This window comes from Streptomyces sp. NPDC057474, assembly GCF_042802555.1.
GTDB lineage: Bacteria > Actinomycetota > Actinomycetes > Streptomycetales > Streptomycetaceae > Streptomyces.
The window spans coordinates 1-2,714 of sequence record NZ_JBHVDX010000454.1 but is presented as its reverse complement, the minus strand read 5'-3'; the positions used below and the strand labels follow the sequence as shown (position 1 = coordinate 2,714).

Annotated in this window: 3 protein-coding genes; 1 reads left to right on the top strand and 2 read right to left on the bottom strand. The window is 71.2% G+C overall.

Annotated features, from left to right (window positions below):
* Positions 1-49: 49 nt before the first annotated feature.
* Both ACFU53_RS47585 and ACFU53_RS47580 read right to left on the bottom strand, forming a co-directional pair.
* On the bottom strand, positions 50-253 hold the full coding sequence (locus tag ACFU53_RS47585; protein WP_005483357.1) for a cold-shock protein: 204 nt from the start codon (positions 251-253) through the stop codon (positions 50-52).
* Between the two features lie 363 nt (positions 254-616).
* Positions 617-1,465, bottom strand: coding sequence for a hypothetical protein (locus ACFU53_RS47580; protein WP_384006781.1), 849 nt, complete (start codon positions 1,463-1,465; stop codon positions 617-619).
* Between the two features lie 165 nt (positions 1,466-1,630).
* Between ACFU53_RS47580 and ACFU53_RS47575 the strand changes: the two genes are divergently transcribed.
* Positions 1,631-2,578, top strand: coding sequence for a hypothetical protein (locus ACFU53_RS47575; protein WP_384006778.1), 948 nt, complete (start codon positions 1,631-1,633; stop codon positions 2,576-2,578).
* Positions 2,579-2,714 lie beyond the last annotated feature (136 nt).

Sequence of the window (2,714 nt, the reverse complement as noted above, 5' to 3'; positions counted from 1 at the left end):
GGCCCGCACCCTTCGGGCGCGGGCCCCGGCTCATGCGTACGCGTCAGAGTCAGGCGGGAACGATGTTCTCGGCCTGGGGGCCCTTCTGGCCCTGCGTGACGTCGAAGGTCACCTTCTGGCCTTCCTGAAGCTCACGGAAGCCGGAGGTGGCGATGTTCGAGTAGTGGGCGAAGACGTCGGGGCCGCCACCCTCCTGCTCGATGAAGCCGAAGCCCTTTTCCGAGTTGAACCACTTCACGGTGCCGGATGCCATGCTGAAACTCCCTTGATGCAGTGCCCGGAGTCCACACTTTGCGGACCCGGTGTCGCAGCACGGTTCGACCCGACCGGGAAGATCTGAAAAGTCCCGGAAAGTCCCGGAAACAACAAAGAGTGCTCGTCGACGGAAGGTCGAAGAGCACTCAGAAGCCTCTGGTAACCAAAACTGCCACTTCATGGCAAGGTAGCACAGGTTCGGGGTGTTCGGTGTGAGACATCGGACACCCCGAGCGAAAATGTCGGGCTCTCCTGATTTCCGCAGCTGACGCGTGCGCGGCCGAACGCCTCTCCGGGTGGAAAAGATGGATATGTCCGCCCTGGAACGCCGACGGCGGGGCGGCGCGTCCGCCGCCGGGCCTCAGTCGGCGGCCGGCGGGGGCGGCTGGTGCGGGGCCGGCGGCCGGCCCGGCGGGTACGGCTGGGTGGCGGGTACGCCGAGGGCGGCCTGCCAAGGCTGCGGAGGCTGTGCGGCCTGCCAGGGCTGCGGGGTCTGCGGAGGCTGCGGGGTCTGGAACGCGGCCTGGGCGGGCCCGGGGAACGCGCCGGCGGGGCGGCGGGTGGCGAGGACGGTGGTCACTGTCGCGCCGAGTGCCAGCAGACCGGCGACGGTCAGCAGATAGAAGCCGGCCCCGAAGGTCGTGGTCCGGCCGTCCTCGTCCCACTGGGTGTCGTTGACCGCCTCCGTCAGCACCGACAGCGTCGTGCCGAGGAGCAGCACCGCGCTCGCGACGCCGAATGCGGGGGCCAGGGCGAGCCGGCGGCTGCGGCCGGTCAGGAGGAGTACGGCCGCCGCGATGGCCATGAGGGCGCCGAGGAGCAGTGGGACGCCGGAGAACTGCGTGACCGACTCCATCTCCTCCCCCGTCCCCCCGCTGGTGTAGGACCACGCCTTCGCGACGGTCCGGTAGACCGGTTCCTCCTGTGCCTCGTCGACGTACTGGACCGACTCGTCCAGCGTGGCGAACGAGGCGCCGACGGCGAGGAGGGCGCCGAGGACCAGCAGCGCGCCGGACACGCGGTCGGAGGCCGCCGCCGGGTCTCCCGGCGGGGCGGGCGGTCTGCCGTAGCCGGCGGGCGGCGTGGTCGCGTAGGGATAGGGGCCCCCTTGCTGCGGGGGAGGAGCCGGCCAGCCGGGCGCGGGAGCCGTCGGCTGGGGCGGAGGGGCGGGCTGACCCGCGTACGGGCCGGACTGCGTCGGTTCCGTCATCTTCCGATGATAGGGAGCGGAGATCGTGTGCATAAGGTGAACTGCGCCTGCAGATAGGCGAGTTGAGGATATAGTGCTTGCCCTCGTTCCCTGGTCGGGATGTCGGATCGACATACATCCATCTCAAACCATCACTGTGCGACCAAAATTCGTTACTCTCCGGGCATGGCTCTCCTCGGTCGCCGGCGAAGCACGACCAGACTCGCTCCCGAACTCGACGACACCGACCTCGGGAAGGTGCGCAAGCGTCTCGTGGAGAGGGGGAGTTCGGGTGGCCGCAGTCTCGCGGTGGCCATGATCGAGCAGTTGCTGCGCGACACCGGCCGGGACTGGGACCGTCGGGCCCACCGGCTGAGCGTCCTCGCGGAGTCGGCGTCACCGGCCCTGCAGCGTTCCTGGGCCGAGGAGCAGCCGCAGGACCCCGACGCTCAACTGCTGTTCGCCTGGGGCGTCCTGCTGCGGGCGCGGTACGAGGAGCAGCCGGTCCCGGGGGAGACCCGGGAGGCGCTCGACGCCTGCGAACAGGCCGCCGGGGTGCGGCCCGAGGACCCCAATCCCTGGGTGGTGCGTCTCGGTCTGCTGAGGCTGTGGCGCCGGCCGGGCGCGGAGGTCTTCCCGCTCTGGGACGAGATCGTCCGACGCGATCCATGGCATCGCGAGGCCCACTTCCAGATGCTCGGCTATCTGTCGCCGTGGGAGTGCGGCTCGCACGCGCAGACCGTCGACTTCCTCGACCGGGTACGCGCGGGTGCGGCGCCCACGGCCCCGACGGCGGGCCTGGAGATAGCGGCCCTCATCGACCTCTACCAGGGCACCGTCGACCAGGGCGGGCTCGAAGCCCTCACCGCCGTCCATCTGTGGAGCCGCCCGAACGCCGTGGCGGCCCTGGGCCGCGCCCTGGCCGACTGGCCCCGCCCCGGGTATCTGACCCATGCGGCGGCCGTCGCTGACCTCAACCTGCTGGCGTACGCGCTCGTGCAGGCGAAGCGGGCCGGGGAGGCGGGCGACGTGTTCCGCGCGATCGGGGGCCTGGTCACGGCGTACCCGTGGGCCCTGGAGAGCGGCGACCCCCTGCTGTCCTTCGGCAGCCGGCAGCAGCGCGCGACGGGCTGACGGCCGGAGCGGTTCCCTTGCGGGGGCTCGGGGGCTCGGGGGCTGCGGGGTGATCGGGGGCTGCGGGTGGTGTGTGGCTGCTCGCGCAGTTCCCCGCGCCCCTTGCCGGTATGGGCCGCGCCCGGGGCCTTTGAGG

Excerpts from the sequence above, each read along its gene's own strand:
- ACFU53_RS47585 (WP_005483357.1), bottom strand. The coding sequence starts at position 253 with ATGGCATCCGGCACCGTGAAGTGGTTCAACTCGGAAAAGGGCTTCGGC.
- ACFU53_RS47580 (WP_384006781.1), bottom strand. The coding sequence starts at position 1,465 with ATGACGGAACCGACGCAGTCCGGCCCGTACGCGGGTCAGCCCGCCCCT.
- ACFU53_RS47575 (WP_384006778.1), top strand. The coding sequence starts at position 1,631 with ATGGCTCTCCTCGGTCGCCGGCGAAGCACGACCAGACTCGCTCCCGAA.